The 14,781-nt window shown below is 71.1% G+C and carries 10 protein-coding genes; 3 read left to right on the plus strand and 7 right to left on the minus strand.

Annotated features, from left to right (window positions below; all coding sequences use genetic code 11):
* Positions 1 to 95 precede the first annotated feature (95 nt).
* The 5 genes from ABGB05_RS14030 to ABGB05_RS14050 form a co-directional block, all read right to left on the minus strand.
* On the minus strand, positions 96 to 3,542 hold the full coding sequence (locus ABGB05_RS14030) for a ThuA domain-containing protein (protein ID WP_347653709.1): 3,447 nt from the start codon (positions 3,540 to 3,542) through the stop codon (positions 96 to 98).
* 138 nt (positions 3,543 to 3,680) lie between these two features.
* Positions 3,681 to 7,841 carry an ATP-dependent RNA helicase HrpA gene (hrpA, locus tag ABGB05_RS14035; RefSeq protein ID WP_347653710.1) on the minus strand — a complete coding sequence of 1,387 codons (4,161 nt, stop codon included), beginning with the start codon at positions 7,839 to 7,841 and terminating at the stop codon, positions 3,681 to 3,683.
* Positions 7,842 to 7,886: 45 nt separating this feature from the next.
* Positions 7,887 to 8,492 (minus strand): histidine phosphatase family protein, encoded by a 606-nt coding sequence (locus ABGB05_RS14040; RefSeq protein WP_347653711.1) that lies wholly within the window; start codon positions 8,490 to 8,492, stop codon positions 7,887 to 7,889.
* Positions 8,493 to 8,619: 127 nt separating this feature from the next.
* Positions 8,620 to 9,555 carry a hypothetical protein gene (locus ABGB05_RS14045; protein WP_347653712.1) on the minus strand — a complete coding sequence of 312 codons (936 nt, stop codon included), beginning with the start codon at positions 9,553 to 9,555 and terminating at the stop codon, positions 8,620 to 8,622.
* A gap of 153 nt (positions 9,556 to 9,708) precedes the next feature.
* Entirely contained in the window at positions 9,709 to 10,371 is a 663-nt protein-coding gene (locus tag ABGB05_RS14050) for a hypothetical protein (protein ID WP_347653713.1), read from the minus strand.
* 230 nt (positions 10,372 to 10,601) lie between these two features.
* On the opposite strand from ABGB05_RS14050, the gene ABGB05_RS14055 reads away from it, so the two are divergent.
* The 3 genes from ABGB05_RS14055 to ABGB05_RS14065 all read left to right on the plus strand — a co-directional run bounded on the left by ABGB05_RS14055 (position 10,602) and on the right by ABGB05_RS14065 (position 12,642).
* The gene (locus tag ABGB05_RS14055; RefSeq protein ID WP_347653753.1) at positions 10,602 to 11,003 is read left to right on the plus strand and encodes a hypothetical protein; all 402 of its coding nucleotides are present in this window, start codon (positions 10,602 to 10,604) and stop codon (positions 11,001 to 11,003) included.
* Between the two features lie 38 nt (positions 11,004 to 11,041).
* Positions 11,042 to 11,353, plus strand: a complete 312-nt coding sequence (locus tag ABGB05_RS14060) for a hypothetical protein (RefSeq protein WP_347653714.1) — start codon at positions 11,042 to 11,044, stop codon at positions 11,351 to 11,353.
* A gap of 299 nt (positions 11,354 to 11,652) precedes the next feature.
* Positions 11,653 to 12,642, plus strand: coding sequence for a phosphotransferase (locus ABGB05_RS14065; RefSeq protein ID WP_347653715.1), 990 nt, complete (start codon positions 11,653 to 11,655; stop codon positions 12,640 to 12,642).
* 379 nt (positions 12,643 to 13,021) lie between these two features.
* Here the strand turns inward: ABGB05_RS14065 and ABGB05_RS14070 are convergent, their stop codons facing one another.
* Together ABGB05_RS14070 and ABGB05_RS14075 are read right to left on the minus strand one after the other, a co-directional pair.
* On the minus strand, positions 13,022 to 13,510 hold the full coding sequence (locus tag ABGB05_RS14070; protein WP_347653716.1) for a MarR family transcriptional regulator: 489 nt from the start codon (positions 13,508 to 13,510) through the stop codon (positions 13,022 to 13,024).
* 7 nt (positions 13,511 to 13,517) lie between these two features.
* Entirely contained in the window at positions 13,518 to 14,765 is a 1,248-nt protein-coding gene (locus ABGB05_RS14075; RefSeq protein WP_347653717.1) for an FAD-dependent monooxygenase, read from the minus strand.
* Between the last annotated feature and the right edge of the window lie 16 nt (positions 14,766 to 14,781).

The raw sequence follows: 14,781 nt of genomic DNA on the forward strand, positions 1-14,781 counted from the left end.
GCCACGCTTCGCCCGGCCGCCTGGCCGGGAGGGCCCCTTCCGTGCCACCGGCTACCGCCCGGGCGGCAGGAAGGTGCCCTCCGGACCGTTCAGACCTAGCGGACCGTGATGGTCAGATGACTCGACATCGTGGCTCCGGCGCTGTCGGTGACCGTCAGCCGGGCCGTGTAGGTACCCGGCCGGGCGTACGAGTGGGTGGCCGAGGTGCCGTGCACGACCGGGGTGTTGTCACCGAAGTCCCAGGCCCGGTCGGTGATGGTCCGCCCGGCCGCCGGGGTGGCCGTACCGGTGAACGCCACCGACAGCGGCGCCGTCCCGGTCCGGGGGTTCGCGGTGACCGAGACCGTCCCGCCGGTCTCCCGTTTCACCCCCGCGCCGTTGAAGCGCAGCCAGTCCAGGGAGAGCAGGTCGGGTGTGCCGCCGGCCTGCGCCGGGTTGACGAAGACCAGGTAGAGGGTGAACGTCCCGCCCGGGTTGGCCAGGTTGACCGTCGGCGAGACCACGTTGTCCCAGCCGCCGGTGCTGCCGACCGGCATCGTGCCGAGCAGCTGCCCGGTCGGCGAGTCGGCCCGGAACTCGACGGTGCCGCCGGTGCTGCCCGAGCTGACCGCGGCGGTGACCGAGCCGATCCCGGTCAGGTTCACCGGACCGAAGCTGATCCACTCGCCGTGGTCGACGTCGCCGACCCGCCGGCCGGCCCGGGCGGTCGTCCGCTCCAGCACCTGGATCCCCTGGGCGGCGTCGAAGTGCTCCGCCTCCCTGTTCTTCGGCTGCAACTCGTGCCAGACCGAGCCGACCAGCGCCAGCACCCCGCCGGCCGCGCCGCCGTCGGTGTACTGGGCGGTCAGCACCGTGTAGAGGTTCTGGCCGGGCCCGTGTCCGTCCCCACCGTTCGCCTCCGTGGTGACCGTGCCCGAGCAGCCGAGGTAGTTGTCCATCGGGTGGCTGTGGCTGTCGTGGCCGAGGTGGGTCTGGGTGACCACCCGGTCGCAGGCGATGCCGCTCTCCTCCGGGTCGGTGACCGTCACCGCGTACGGGATCTGGTCGCCGAAGTCGAAGAAGCCGCCGTTCGGCACGCTCAACGCCACCGCCGGCCGGGTGTTGCCGACCGTGATCTGCGCGGTCGCCACCGAGCTGAGCCCACGGGCGCTGGTCACGGTCAGCCGGGCGGTGAACTGACCCCGCTCGGAGTACGTGTACGTCGGGTTCGTCGCCGTCGAGTCGGTGTCGCCGTCCCCGTCGAGGTCCCAGGCGTACGTGATCGGCGTGCCGTCGGCGGAGGCGGAGCCGGTACTGGAGAACCGCACCGTCAGCGGTCCCGGGCCGCTGTCGCGGTCCACGCCCACCTTCGCCACCGGCGGCCGGCCGTTCGCCACGTAGTCGATCCGGTAGATCCCGGCGCCCTCGTTGCTGCCGCCCCGGCCACTGCCGCTACCGACCCCGAAGTCGATCACGTAGAGCGAGCCGTCCTGGCCGAACTCGGCCTCGAAGGGCTGGATCCAGCTCATGTCACCGAAGATCCCGTTGATCGACTGGAGGTCGCCGACCCGGGTCGGACCGAAGCGCGGGTCGGCGAAGGTCTGCGCCGTGTCGTGGATCGACAGCGTCTTCCACCACTGCCGGGTCAGTTCGTAGACGATCCACTTGCCCTCGTAGTACTCCGGGAACTTCGTCGGTCTGGGGTTGGCCGGGTCGTAGTCGTAGACCGGGCCGCTCATCGGCCCGCCGCCGCCGGTGCCCAGCTCGGGGAAGGCGGCCGAGGCCGAGTAGGCGTACCAGACCAGTGCCGGGCGGGCCGCCGGCAGGTTGGTCAGCCCGGTGTTGTTCGGCGAGTTGTTGACCAGGGCGCCGCAGTCGAACTTCGGCCCCGGCGTCGAGGTGGCGAAGTTGTAGTCGTTGAACGGCACGTTGTCGCCGGTGCAGTACGGCCAGCCGTAGTTGCCGGCACTGGTGATCCGGTTGAACTCCACCGTCCCCTCCGGCCCCCGGTTCGGGTTGGCGGCCCGGGCGTCCGGCCCGTAGTCGGCGACCAGCAGCGCGTCGGTGAGCGGGTCGACGGTGATCCGGAACGGGTTGCGCATCCCCATCGCGTAGATCTCCGGCCGGGTCCGGGCCGTACCGGGGGCGAAGAGGTTACCGGCCGGCACCGCGTACGTCCCGTCGGCGCGGGGGGTGATTCGCAGGATCTTGCCCCGCAGGTCGTTGGTGTTCCCGGAGGTGGCCTGCGCGTCCCAGGCCCGCCGGCCGGCCCGCTCGTCGATCGGGGTGAAGCCGCCGGACTCGAAGGGATCGGTGTTGTCCCCGATGCCGGCGTAGAGGTTGCCGTGCCGGTCCATGGCCAACGAGCCGCCCATGTGCGAGTTGGCCCGGCCCTCGCCCCGGTAGGTGGGGATGGTCAGCAGTCGCCGCTCGCTGCCCATGCTGATCGTGTCGCCCGCGACCGTGAACCGGGACAGGTTGAGCTGGTTGGCGGTCTTGTCCGACCAGAGCAGGTAGAGCCAGTTGTTGGTGGCGAAGTTGTTGTCCAGGGTCAGCCCGAGCAGCCCGTCGGACTGGCTGGTCTGGGTCGGGGTGTAGGCGAAGTCGACAAGCGTACGGACGGCCAGTGTCTCCTGGTCGATGACCTTGACCGCGCCGGTCCGCTGGATGTAGAAGACCCGCCGGTCCGGTGCCACCGCCAGCTCGAACGGGTCGGCCAGGTCCTCGGTAACCAACGGCACCCGCTGGAAGTCGCCGGTCCGGGTGGCGCCGCAGTCGCCCGGCACGGCGCCGGCCGCCCACTCGATGCCGCCGCGCAGGTGGGTCAGGAACGCCGGCTCGGCGAAGGCGGAGCCGGCGTGCCCGCCGGCGGTGAACCAGGACCGGCCGCCGTCGTAGTTCTGGCACCACGAGTACGCGTGGTCGTGCCCCTCGTCCAGCCCGGGGATGCCGTCCCGGACCTTGACCTGGGCGAGGGTGTGCACCTTCCCGGTCGGGTTGGTGCGCCAGTTGTACCACTCCTCGCCGCGCTCCCACAGCTCCGGCAGGTCCTTCGTGGACGGGTGCGCGTCGTCCAGCACCTTGATCCGACCGGGGTACGTGCCGCCGGTGGCGGAGAAGTCGGGATGGAAGTCGAAGATGGTGCCGACCAGGCCCTCGTACCAGGCCCAGTCGCGTTCGCTGGCCGAGGCGGCGTGCAGCCCGACCCAGCCGCCACCGGCCCGGACGAAGTTCTGCAACGCGACCCGCTGCGCCGCGTCGAGCAGGTCACCGGACTCCGGGGTGGAGTTGGTGTTGTTGAAGACCAGCGCGTCGAAGCGGCCGAGGTTGGCGTCGGTGAAGGCGGCCGCGTCGGTGGTCGCCTCGACCTCGAAGTTGTGCTCGGCGCCGAGCCGCTGGATCGCGGCGATGCCGGCCGGAATCGAGTCGTGGTAGAAGTTCGTCGTCTTGGAGAAGACCAGGACCCGGAACCGGGGTGCGGCCGAGGCGGGGACGGGCGCCGTGCCCAGCAACAGGGTCACGATCGCGAGCAGGGCGAGGACGGTCGTGCGGTGGCGTCTCATACGGGCGCTCCCGGACTGGAGGAACGGGGAAATGGAAAGCGCTTACCGCCGCCGACCTGCCCAGCCTAAGGGAACCAATTTCGATACGTCAATCTCCGGCGTCGCGCCGCCCGTCCGGACCCGCGCGGGTGGTGCGGGTCAGCGGCCCTCGGCCAGGTCCATCGCCCGGTAGATCCGCTGCTCCGAGATCGGGTACGGCGTACCGAGCGCCTGGGCGAAGACGTTGACCCGCAGTTCCTCGATCATCCAGCGGATCTCCCGGACCGCCTCCTCGTTCCGGCGGGCCGGGGGGAGGGCGGCCAGCATCTCCTGGTACTCCTTCTGGACCTGGGCTATCCGGGCCTGCTGCTCCCGGTCCCGCCCCGGGTTCTGCGGCAACCGGTCGAGGCGGCGCTCGATGGCGGTGAGGTAACGCGGCAGGTCGGCGAGGCGGGCGTACCCGGTCTGGGTGACAAAACCCCGGTGCACCAGGGCGGAGAGCTGGGCCCGGATGTCGGCGAGTGCGGACACCAGGGCCAGGCTGTTGGTCCGGCCCAGCCGCTGCTCGACCGCGTACGCGGTGGCCAGCACCCGACGTACCCGGTCGACCACCGCGAAGGTGGTGTCGATCAGGTCGGCCCGTACCCGGTCCCGCAGGGCCGTGAAGCCCTCGGCGTCCCAGGCCGGTCCGCCGGCGTCGGCGACCAGCTTGTCGACCGCGGCGTCGGCGGCATCCTCCAGCAGGTCCTGCACGGTGCGGTGCGGGTTGCGGCTCAGCGCCAGTTTGGCCTCGTTGCTCAGCCGGCCCTGCAGGAACTTCGCCGGCGAGCCGAGGCCGAGCCGGAGCAGCCGTCGGGTGCCGGCCCACATCTGCACCTGCTGCTCGGCCTCGGTCTCGAAGACCCGGACCGCCACGCTCTCGCCCTCGTCGGCCAGCGCCGGATACGCCGTCACCAGGTAGCCGCCCCGGACCTGTTCGATCGAGCGGGGCAGGGTGCCGATGCTCCACTCCCGCAGCCCGGTCCGTTCCACCTCCGGCGCGGCGGCGGCCACCATCCGACGTACCTGGGTGGTGAGCTGGCGTTGCAGCGCCGGCAGGTCCTTGCCCTCGGCGACCGTCCGCTCGCCGTCGTCGTCGATCACCCGGTAGGTGGGCCGCAGGTGGGCCGGCAGCTTCGCCAGGTCCCACGCCTCCCGGGGCACGGTCACCCCGGTCAGCCGGCGCAGCTGGTGGGTCACCGCGTCGAGCAGCGGCTCCCGCCCCGGCGTGATCGCGGCCAGCACCGCCCGCGCATAGTCCGGCGCCGGGACAAAGTTCCGGCGTACGGCCTTCGGCAGCGACCGGATCAGCGCGATCACCAACTCCTCACGCAGCCCCGGCACCTGCCAGTCGAAGCTCTCCGCGTCCACCCGGTTCAGCACCGGCAGCGGGATGTCGACCGTCACCCCGTCCGTGTTGGTCCCCGGCTCGAACCGGTACGTCAACGGCAGCGTCACCCCGTCGGAGTGCCACTCGTCCGGGTAGTCCGCCGGGTCGACCCCGCCCCGGCCCTCGTTGACCAGCATCTCCCGGTCGAAGGTGAGCAGGTCCGGCTGGTCCCGACGGGTCCGCTTCCACCAGGCGTCGAAGTGCCGGCCGGAGACCACCTCGGCGGGGATCCGGGCGTCGTAGAAGGCGTACACCGTCTCGTCGTCGACCAGGATGTCCCGGCGCCGGGCCCGGTGCTCCAGCTCCTCGATCTCCTCGAGCAGCTTCCGGTTGTCCGCGAAGAACCGGTGGTGGGTCTGCCAGTCACCCTCGACCAGCGCGTGCCGGATGAACAGGTCCCGGCTCAGCGTCGGGTCGATCCGACCGAAGTTGACCTTCCGGCCGGTGACCAGCGGGATGCCGTACAGGGTCACCTTCTCGTACGCCAGCACCGCCGCCTGTTTCTTCTCCCAGTGCGGCTCGCTGTAGCTGCGTTTCACCAGGTGCTGGGCGAGCGCCTCGACCCACTCCGGCTCGACCCGGGCGGCGACCCGGCCCCAGAGCCGGGACGTCTCGACCAGTTCGGCGGCCATCACCCAGCGCGGCGGCTTGCGGAACAGCGCCGAACCCGGGAAGAGCGCGAACCGGGCTCCCCGGGCGCCGAGGTAGTCGTTCTTCTGGCTGTCCCGGAGCCCGACGTGGGAGAGCAGCCCGGCCAGCAGGGACTGGTGGATCCGCTCGGTGTCGATGTCGTCCGTCGGGCTGTCCGCCGTACCCGCGGTCTGCGCGACGCGCGTGGCCCGGCCGCCCCGCTCGGTCTGCGTCGCCGGCTCGGTCTGCGTCGCCGGCTCGGTCTGCGTCGCCTGCTCGCCCCGGGGCCCGCGCTCGCCGCGTCGGCCACTGCCGGGCCGGCCGGTCGCGCCGTCGGACATTGTCCGCAGCACCTGACGGAGCTGGCTGTAGATGTCCTGCCACTCTCGGACCCGCAGGTAGTTGAGGTACTCGGCCTTGCACATCCGACGGAACGCGCTGGACGACAGGGCCCGCTGCTGCTCCTGCAGATAGCGCCAGAGGTTGAGTAGCGCCGCGAAGTCCGACTCCTTGTCCACGAACCGGGCGTGCGCCTGGTCGGCCTGGGCCTGCTTGTCGGCCGGTCGCTCCCGGGGATCCTGGATGGAGAGCGCGCCCGCGATCACCGCCACCTCGTCGGCGCAGCCGTTGCGTTCGCCCTCCAGCACCATCCGGGCCAGGCGTGGGTCGACCGGCAGCTGGGCGAGCCGCCGCCCCAGCGGGGTGAGTCGACGGTCCGGGTCGGCCGCCGACGCCGCCTCCAGCGCGCCCAGCTCCTGCAGCAGGTTGACCCCGTCGGCGATGTTGCGCCGGTCCGGCGGGTCGATGAACGGGAAGGCGGCGATGTCACCGAGCCCGATCGCGGTCATCTGCAGGATGACCGAGGCGAGGTTGGTACGCAGGATCTCCGGGTCGGTGAACTCGGGCCGGCCGAGGAAGTCCTGCTCGTCGTAGAGCCGGATGCAGATACCGGCCGAGGTACGCCCGCACCGGCCCTTGCGCTGGTTCGCCGACGCCTGGGAGATCGCCTCGATCGGCAGCCGCTGCACCTTCAACCGGTGGCTGTACCGGGAGATCCGGGCGGTGCCGGGGTCGACGACGTACTTGATGCCGGGGACCGTCAGTGAGGTTTCGGCGACGTTGGTGGCCAGGACGACCCGTCGGCCCCGGTGCGGCTGGAACACCCGGTGCTGTTCGGCGGTGGAGAGCCGGGCGTAGAGCGGCAGGATCTCGGTGTCCCGCAGCGCGGGCCGGTTCTGCACCAGCCGGTTGAGCGCGTCGGCGGTGTCCCGGATCTCCCGCTCGCCGCTGAGGAAGACGAGAACGTCGCCGGGCCCCTCGGCGGCGAGTTCCTGCACCGCGTCGCCGATCGCCTGGATCTGGTCCCGGACGTTCTCCCCGTCCTCGTCACCGTCCTCCTCGGCCTCGGTCACCTCGATCAGCGGCCGGTACCGGACCTCCACCGGATACGTCCGACCGGAGACCTCCAGCACCGGCGCCGGCCGGGGCTCACCACCGGGGGTGTCGGCCGGCTGCGCGAAGTGCCGGGCGAAGCGTTCCGGGTCGATGGTCGCCGAGGTGATGATCACCTTCAGGTCGGGGCGGCGGGGAAGGAGCTGTTTCAGGTATCCGAGGATGAAGTCGATGTTGAGGCTCCGCTCGTGGGCCTCGTCGATGATCAGCGTGTCGTACTGCCGGAGCATCCGGTCGTGCTGCAGTTCGGCGAGCAGGATGCCGTCGGTCATCAGCTTGACCAGCGTGTCGTCGCTGACCTGGTCGGTGAAGCGGACCTTGTAGCCGACCACGCCACCCAGCTCGGTGCCGAGTTCCTCGGCGATCCGGTCGGCGACGGTCCGGGCCGCCAGCCGTCGGGGCTGGGTGTGCCCGATCAGCCCGCGGACGCCCCGGCCCAGCTCAAGACAGATCTTGGGCAGCTGGGTGGTCTTCCCGGAACCGGTCTCGCCGGCCACGATCACCACCTGGTGGTCCCGGATCGCGGCCAGCAGGTCGTCCTTCTTCTCGCTCACCGGCAGGCCGGCCGGGTACGTGATCACCGGCACCGCCGCCAGCCGGCGGGCCAGCCGCTCCTCGGCACGGGTCAGCTCGGCGGCGATCTCGGTGAGCCCGGCCTGGCGGCGCTGCGGGTCGCGGACCTTGGCCAGGCCGTCGATCCGGCGTTGGATCCGACGCTGGTCGCGGAAGATCAGCTCCGGTAGCCGGGCCCGCAGGTGTGCGAGGTCGGCGGGGGCGGGTACGACTGGGGCGGGCGATGGAGTCTGCATGTCGTCGCCAAGAATAGGCAGGCCCGGGTGCCCGCCGCCCGCGAGTTACCGGTCACCCCGGGCCGGACGCCCCGGCTGCTTCCGGGCCGGTTGGAAATCCCGCCGTGACCAGTCGGACGGCAGCCGGTACGACCAGCCCGGCCGCCACCCGTCGGGGGCGGTGAGCAGTTCGGCGAGGTCCCGGCCGTTGAGCAGGTGCTCCAGCGCCCACCGGTTGCTGGCGTGCGCCACGACCAGCACCCGGGTGCCGTTCCAGGCGGCGGAGATGTCCCGGAGGAAACCGGCGAACTGTTCGACCACCTGCCGGTAGCTCTGTCCGTGCGGGAACGGCTCGTCGAGGTGTCGGAGCCGCAGTTCGGCGATCTCGGCAACCGGGGCGCCGTTGAACCGGCCGTGGTCGCACTCCCGCAGCCGGGTGTCGAAGTGCACCGGAAGCTCGCGCAGCGGGAAAGCGATCTCCACGGTTTCCACCACCTGCGGCAGGTCGGAGCAGAAGATCGCGTTCAGCCCGTCGGTCCGACGACGTTCGCCCAGCTCGCGGGCGTCCTGGCGGCCGCGTTCCGAGAGCTGCCCGGGCAGCCAGCCACCGGCGATTCCGGCCTCGTCGTCGGTGGTCGCCCCGGGTGTCTCGTAGACGATGTCGACCGCCATCTCCCCAGCCTGCCAGCCGTCGGCTCGCCGGACCGGCGTTCGCCCGCCGCCGACGCCAGCAAAATCGCGCAGCCTCATCGAGATCGCGCAGCCTCATCGAGATCGCGCAACTTCAGGGAAACAGTGGCTACCGGCACGAATCGAGACCACTATTTCCCGGAAGTAGTGTGATCTTGGCCGCGTCGGTGGAGCGCGCCTGTAGTTCCGCGACAAATCCGTCGAAGTCGTCCCGGAGGCGCTGGGCGGTCACGTGCAGCACGATCCAGTTGTTGCCGAGGAGCCGGTTGAGTCGGCGGCGATCGAGGTGGAACTGTCGGGGATCGCTGTGCCAGAGGCCGTCGTACTCGACGGCCACCTTCACCTCGGGCCAGGCCAGGTCGAGTCGGGCCACGAAGCGGCCACGATCGGAGACGACGTACTGGGTCTCGGGGCGGGGGAGACCGGCCAGCACGAGCCGGACCCGGAGCCGGGACTCCTGCGGTGACTCCGCGCCCGGATCGGCGAGGTCGACGGCGCGCAGCGCAAGGCGCCAGCCTCGGTCACCGGCCCGGGCGAGCGCGTAGTCCCGCAGCCCTGGCGCGGTGACGATCCGGCGGGCGAGGAATTGGTCGATCATGGTTACCGCTTCGACCGGATCGAGCCACCGGGCCAGATCCCAACAGGTGCGGTGTGCCGTCGTCAGCGGAACGCCGTCGCGACGACGGACATCCTGGTCGGTCAGCGTGGTGGTGTGGATCCGCAGCCCGGCGACCGGGCCGAACCGGGTTCCGGCCGGCACGACGACCTCGACCGGAGCCTGCTCGTCCAGGTTGGTGGCACCGTAGAGGCAGGCGGCCGAGCGTCCGGCGATGGCCGCGCCCTCCGGGATCAACCAACGTGCGACGAGGGCGCATCGGGTGCGGTGCGAGACGGGCAGGTCCGCGTCCGCGTAGATGTCCCGGAAGAGCGGACGCCAGGTGGAGCTGCGGAGTTCATTCCTGGTCAACAAACCGTCGGCGATGGCCTGGGAACCACGGAAGACCGTGCCACGTAGGCGCGGCGGACGTCGGGCTGCTCGGGGCATGCCGTACAGGGTGGGGGAAGCGGGACGCGTCCGGGGGACCCCTGTGGATAACCAGCTCACGCCGCTGCTCAGGCGGACGGGCCCCGCCACTCAGCTGGACGGGGACCGCGCCGACGTGGCGCGGTCCCCGGGATGCGGTCGTGCGCGATCGTGTCAGGCGGCGGTGGACCAGATGGCGGTGAACGCCGCGGCCTCACCGGCCAGCCAACGCTCGACCTGGTCGCCCCGGACCGCCGGGTCGGGCCGGTGCACCACCCCCCGACGTACGTCGACCAGCACCGGCTCGGCACCGGGCAGCACCTGCGCCATCTGGCGACCCATCAGGTGCAGGGTGGCGAGCAGCGCCTCCTGGCTCGGTGGCTGCTCGTCGAAGTGCAGTCGGACGGCCTCCCGCCGGCCGTCGTCGTGACGCAGGCCGAGATGTGGATTGATCTTCACCGGCAGGTCGCCGATCATGCCGAGGGCGTCGTGGGTCTGGGCGAGCTGCACCGTCGACAGGTCGCCGAGCGAGTGCAGGTAGCTCACCGCGCCGGGCACCAGTGCCTCGTAGAGCGGACGCCAGCGTGGCTTGACGGTGCCGGCGATCTCCGACAGGTGCCGGCCACCGGTGCGGAAGGCGATGTCCGCCTTGAGGGCCTTGACCAGCTGGCCGTGCGGGTTGAAGCCGGACCTGCTCGCCCGCTGCTTGCGCAGCCCGCCGACGAAGGTCGCCTTGGCCGGCCCGGTCCGGTCGACGTAGCGGGTGAAGGCGAGCAGGGTGGCGTACGGCAGCGGCGCGGGGGTGGGGGTGGGAGCGGTGGAGGCGGACGTCTGCACGGCTGTCCTCCCAGTTCAGAAGCCGTTTTAGTACACACATTCTAATCGATTTTCGCCGCTGCGCCCACCCTGATCCCAGGTTGCTGCTGTCGCGTCCGTCTGAACCCTGCGAGTGTCCGGGGAAGTCTGCGAGTGATCTTGCGAGCCGTCCGGAACAGGTTGCGAGTCACCCGTACGCGCCGAGTTGGTCGCCGGAACAGGGCGTCAATGGAGAGCAGGATGCCGTGGGTATGAGCGTCGATTCTCCGACGGGCTCCCGGGCGGTGGTGCCGGTGACCTGGAACCGGGCGCGGATGCCTGCCGGGCGGTTGAACTGCCTGAACGTCCGGCTGGCGGACGAGGAGATGCGTGAAGTCTCTGCGGCGGCCCGCCGGGCGGGTTTGACTCCGACCGGGTACGCGGAAGAGGTAGCGGTCGCGGCGGCCCGGGCGGATGCCCAGGGCGGCGCCGCCAGAGCCACGCGGGCCGAGCTGGCACGGGTGCAGCGGGAGGTGTTCGCCGTTCGGGCTGCGCTGGTCAGCGCGGCGCGGTCGATCGCAGGCGGCTCCGACGGGTCGCTGCGGGAGGTAGTCGAGCGCCTTGACGGGGTCGCTGAGCGGCTGCATGGCCTGCTGAGACGGGTCTCGGCGTGATTCCGCGGGTGCGGCCGCGCAGCGCGAGTGTCCGCGAGGTGTTGCGCTACTTGTTTGGCCCGGGTGAGAACGGCGAGCATCACGACCAGCGGCTGGTCGCCGCGTGGGAGACCGCAGCGATCGGCGGGGTTGCCGAGCTTCAGCCGCCGACGGCCGGTGGCAGTCTCTTGGTCGCCCGGGTTGCCACGCTCCTGGAACAGCCGGTCCTCGCTGCCAACAACCCGCCGGACAAGCCTGTGTGGCATTGCTCGATCCACAATCACCGCGACGATCCGCTGCTGCCGGACCAGCAGTGGGCGCAGATCGCCGTCGCGTTCGCCGACGGGGGTCGGGCTGGCGCCGGCTGGTGATCGGGCGTCGGCGCGGTGGGTAGCGGTGCACCACGCCGATGATCACGTTCATCTGGTGGCGACACTGGTGCGTCAGGACGGCCCGACCGTGTGGCCTCGCAACGACTACCGCCGCTGCCAGTCGGTGGCTCGTGAACTTGAGGGTCTGCTGGGGTTGCGGGCCGGCAGGCCGTCCCCGATCGAGGCAGGGGCCGGGCAAGGCTGAGTCGACGCTGCGGCCCGTTGCCGGTGAGGTGAGCAGCGTCGGGCGCGGATCCGGGGCGAGCGGCGTCCGGCGGTCCTGTGATGGGATACGACGCGTGATCGAATCGCAGGCGCCGATGTTGGAGATGCTGTGGGAGCCGCACGACCCTCGCCACGCGCTCGACGAACGGTTCGGCTTCAGCGATTCAGAGTCGGCCAGCCGCTGGGTTGCCGCGATGCTGGACAAGCACTGGGGCGTTCGCATCGACTCCTGCGAGCGGATCGTCATGAGCGGCGGCAACGCGCTAGCTTGGGTCGGCACGCCGTCCGGCCGACTGCTCGCGAAATGGTCGGTAGTCCTCGACCGTTTTCCGCGTCTGATGGAGACGGCGCGTCTCACGAGCTGGCTCCACGGCCGAGGGCTGCCGGTCTCAGTGCCGGTCCCCGCACGAGACGGCCGCCTTCAGGTCGAGGTCGACCGTGTCTCGATGGGTCTGCAGCGCGAGATCGTGGGCGACCTCCTCGACACCGCCGATCTCAACCAGGTGCGGGCGGCCGGAGTCATATTCGCCCAATTGCAGGACGCGCTGGCCGCATACCCGGACGCCGATCAGTTTCTCGCCCCCGCCGTCTCGTCCAAGCCGTTGACGGTCCGGGTCACCGACTGGCTCGACTCCCGCGCCGACCATCTGCCGATGGCTGCTCGTGACACGCTGCGCGGGCTGGTCGCCAGCGCGCCGCCCGACCGACTTCCCCGCCAGCTCGTCCATTTCGATATCCGGTCCGCCAACATCTTGTGGGCTTGCGGCGGGGTCGCCGCGATCCTCGACTTCGAGGAGGCCCAGCATGATCACCGAATCGTCGAGCTGGCCCGCGCGGCGGTCCTGCTCGGCACCCGCTACCACAACTGGGGGCCGGTGTCGGCCGAAGTTCGCACAGAGTTCCTTACCGGCTACCAGTCCGAGCGACCGCTGACCCCAGCCGAGGCGGGCTGGTTGAACATCGTCCTGCTCTGGCAGGCCCTGGCGATGGTGCCGCCCGGCGACGACCCGACCGGGTGGGGACCATCGGCCCTGAGCCAGCTGAGCCAGGAAACCGCAAGATAGTTCCGGACGATCGCATCTCGCACCGTCCGGACCTACCTTGCGAGCCGCTGGTCAGCGTCTTGATCATCCGCAACCTTGGAACGGACGCGACACCGCGGACCGGTGGGCCGGGCCGCGGCGCCGTTTCCAAGGTTGTTCCGGGCGCTCAGGCTTAAGGTCGACCGGGATGACGAGGGTGGGTGCCGGCCCGGCCCACGTCGGCACGTCACCGTCAATCGTGATCACGTCCTGGCCGGCGAAACTTCTCGTCGTTGGCCGAGAAGGACCCCGCATTCCTGGCCTGGGTGCCGCGACGCGGCAGCCGCATTCACCCCCACCGACGGCGAACCTGGCGGCATCCGGTGGGCACCGGGAGCGCGGTCAGTCGCGCGACGGCACCTCAGGCGGACAGCTGCGCGGTGTCGCCGCTGCGGAGGCGGTCCAGCTCGGCGAGGTACATCGCCTGCATGCGGTCATAGTGGCGGGCCAGCAGCATGATCTCCTCGACGCTGTAGCCCTCGATGAGCCGTCCCGTCCGCTCGGCGAACCGCTCGTACGGTCGCTCCAACTCGGCGACCCGCTCCGGCCGCAGGGTGACGATCACCCGCCGCCGGTCCGCCGGATCGCGCTCGGCCGTCACGTAGCCGGCCTGCTGGAGTCGGCGGAGCATGCTGGTCACCGCCCCGGTGGTGAGGTTGGTCCGCTCGGCGACCTGCCCCGCGGTGGCGGATTCGACGTCCGCCAGGTAGTCCAGGCACTCCAGGTCGCTCACCGTGAGGCCCAGCCGCTCCGCGATGGCGTACCGGAACACCATGGACAGCCGTGACATCTCCCGCCCGGCGCGCATCAGGTCGGCGATCGCGGACGTACGGGCCGGCTCGTGGGACATGCCGCAATCATGCCTCCGGTACGGTGACCCGGTGCAGCCGAGGTAACACGCGGGTCAGCACCCAGTGTGGTGCGGCCGCGCCCCCGGTGAGGCGGCGCATCAGTCCGGCGGCGGTGTCGACGGCACCGAAGGCGTAGGGCACCATCTCGTCCTGGTAGCTGGCGATCGCCTCCTCCACCGGCGTGCCGTTCGCCCGGGCCTCGACGAGCCTGTTGCCGAGCAGGGCGGCGTCGCGGAGCGCGGTGTTGCCGCCGTGAGCGCCGAACGGCGGCATGACGTGCACGGCGTCGCCCATCATCGTCGCCCGGGGTACCGCCCACCGGCGCGGGCGCCGGCCGGTGGCGAAGAGGTTGAGGACCGTGGCGTCCAGCTCGGCCGTGTCGACCAGCCGCCGGATGAGCGGATGGAAGTCCGCACTCATCCGGACGGCCAGGTTCCGCAGCGCCAACAGGTCCCCGCGGACGCCGGTGGGCACCTCCTCCTGTCGGAGCAGCAGTCCCCACATGACGTAGTCGTCGCCGGTGGGCGCATAGCTGCCCGGGGCCAGGCGTGCGAACGCCTCCCGCGGGCTTTCGCCGAACCGCATGGAGGTGAAGAAGAAGGCGCGGCCCGGCTGGTTGGCGATGGCCAGGACCCCGCTGGTACGCAGCGCGTCCGGGATGACGCTCGCGCCGCCCGGCCGCAGGGGCGACCGGCCGTAGACGCCCGCCATCGGGGTGTTCGCCGGTTCCGCGTCCGGCATGAGCTGCGCGCGTAGCGCCGAGCCGACGCCGTCCGCGCCCACGACGACGGTTGCCGCGGCGGCCCCGCCGTCGGAGAACCGCAGCCGCAGCCCGGCCGGGCCGCCGCTGTCCACCGCGACGGCGTTCTTGCCGTAGTGGATGCGCCCGTCCAGCCCGTACTGCAGGATCGACCGCAGGGTCAGCCGGTCGACCTGACGGGTCGCGTGCGGCTCGTCCTTGAAGGTGATGGTGAATGCGTCCCGGAGCCGGCTGTCGGTGAAGCGCAGGCGCCCGCCGGGCTCGTCGCCGGTGGTCAGCGCCAGGTGGTACAGCGAGCGGGGCAGGCTCTCGCGCAGCGCCTTCAGCCCGTACCGGTCGAGAATGATCCGGTAGCCCTGCCGCCGGACGAAGGGGCCCGGGTCCCGCTCGTAGACGTGCACGTCGACGCCGGCGCGCATCAGGTACTGGGCGAGGCAGAGGCCGGAGAGGCCGGCACCGGCGATTGCCACGGAGAAGTCAGTCGATATGCCCATGTGAATATCTTAATGA

It is taken from the genome of Plantactinospora sp. B5E13, from assembly GCF_039871775.1.
Classification (GTDB): domain Bacteria; phylum Actinomycetota; class Actinomycetes; order Mycobacteriales; family Micromonosporaceae; genus Plantactinospora.

Excerpts from the sequence above, each read along its gene's own strand:
- ABGB05_RS14045 (WP_347653712.1), bottom strand. The coding sequence starts at position 9,555 with ATGCCCCGAGCAGCCCGACGTCCGCCGCGCCTACGTGGCACGGTCTTC.
- hrpA (WP_347653710.1), bottom strand. The coding sequence starts at position 7,841 with ATGCAGACTCCATCGCCCGCCCCAGTCGTACCCGCCCCCGCCGACCTC.
- ABGB05_RS14040 (WP_347653711.1), bottom strand. The coding sequence starts at position 8,492 with ATGGCGGTCGACATCGTCTACGAGACACCCGGGGCGACCACCGACGAC.
- ABGB05_RS14030 (WP_347653709.1), bottom strand. The coding sequence starts at position 3,542 with ATGAGACGCCACCGCACGACCGTCCTCGCCCTGCTCGCGATCGTGACC.
- ABGB05_RS14075 (WP_347653717.1), bottom strand. The coding sequence starts at position 14,765 with ATGGGCATATCGACTGACTTCTCCGTGGCAATCGCCGGTGCCGGCCTC.
- ABGB05_RS14070 (WP_347653716.1), bottom strand. The coding sequence starts at position 13,510 with ATGTCCCACGAGCCGGCCCGTACGTCCGCGATCGCCGACCTGATGCGC.
- ABGB05_RS14055 (WP_347653753.1), top strand. The coding sequence starts at position 10,602 with ATGAGCGTCGATTCTCCGACGGGCTCCCGGGCGGTGGTGCCGGTGACC.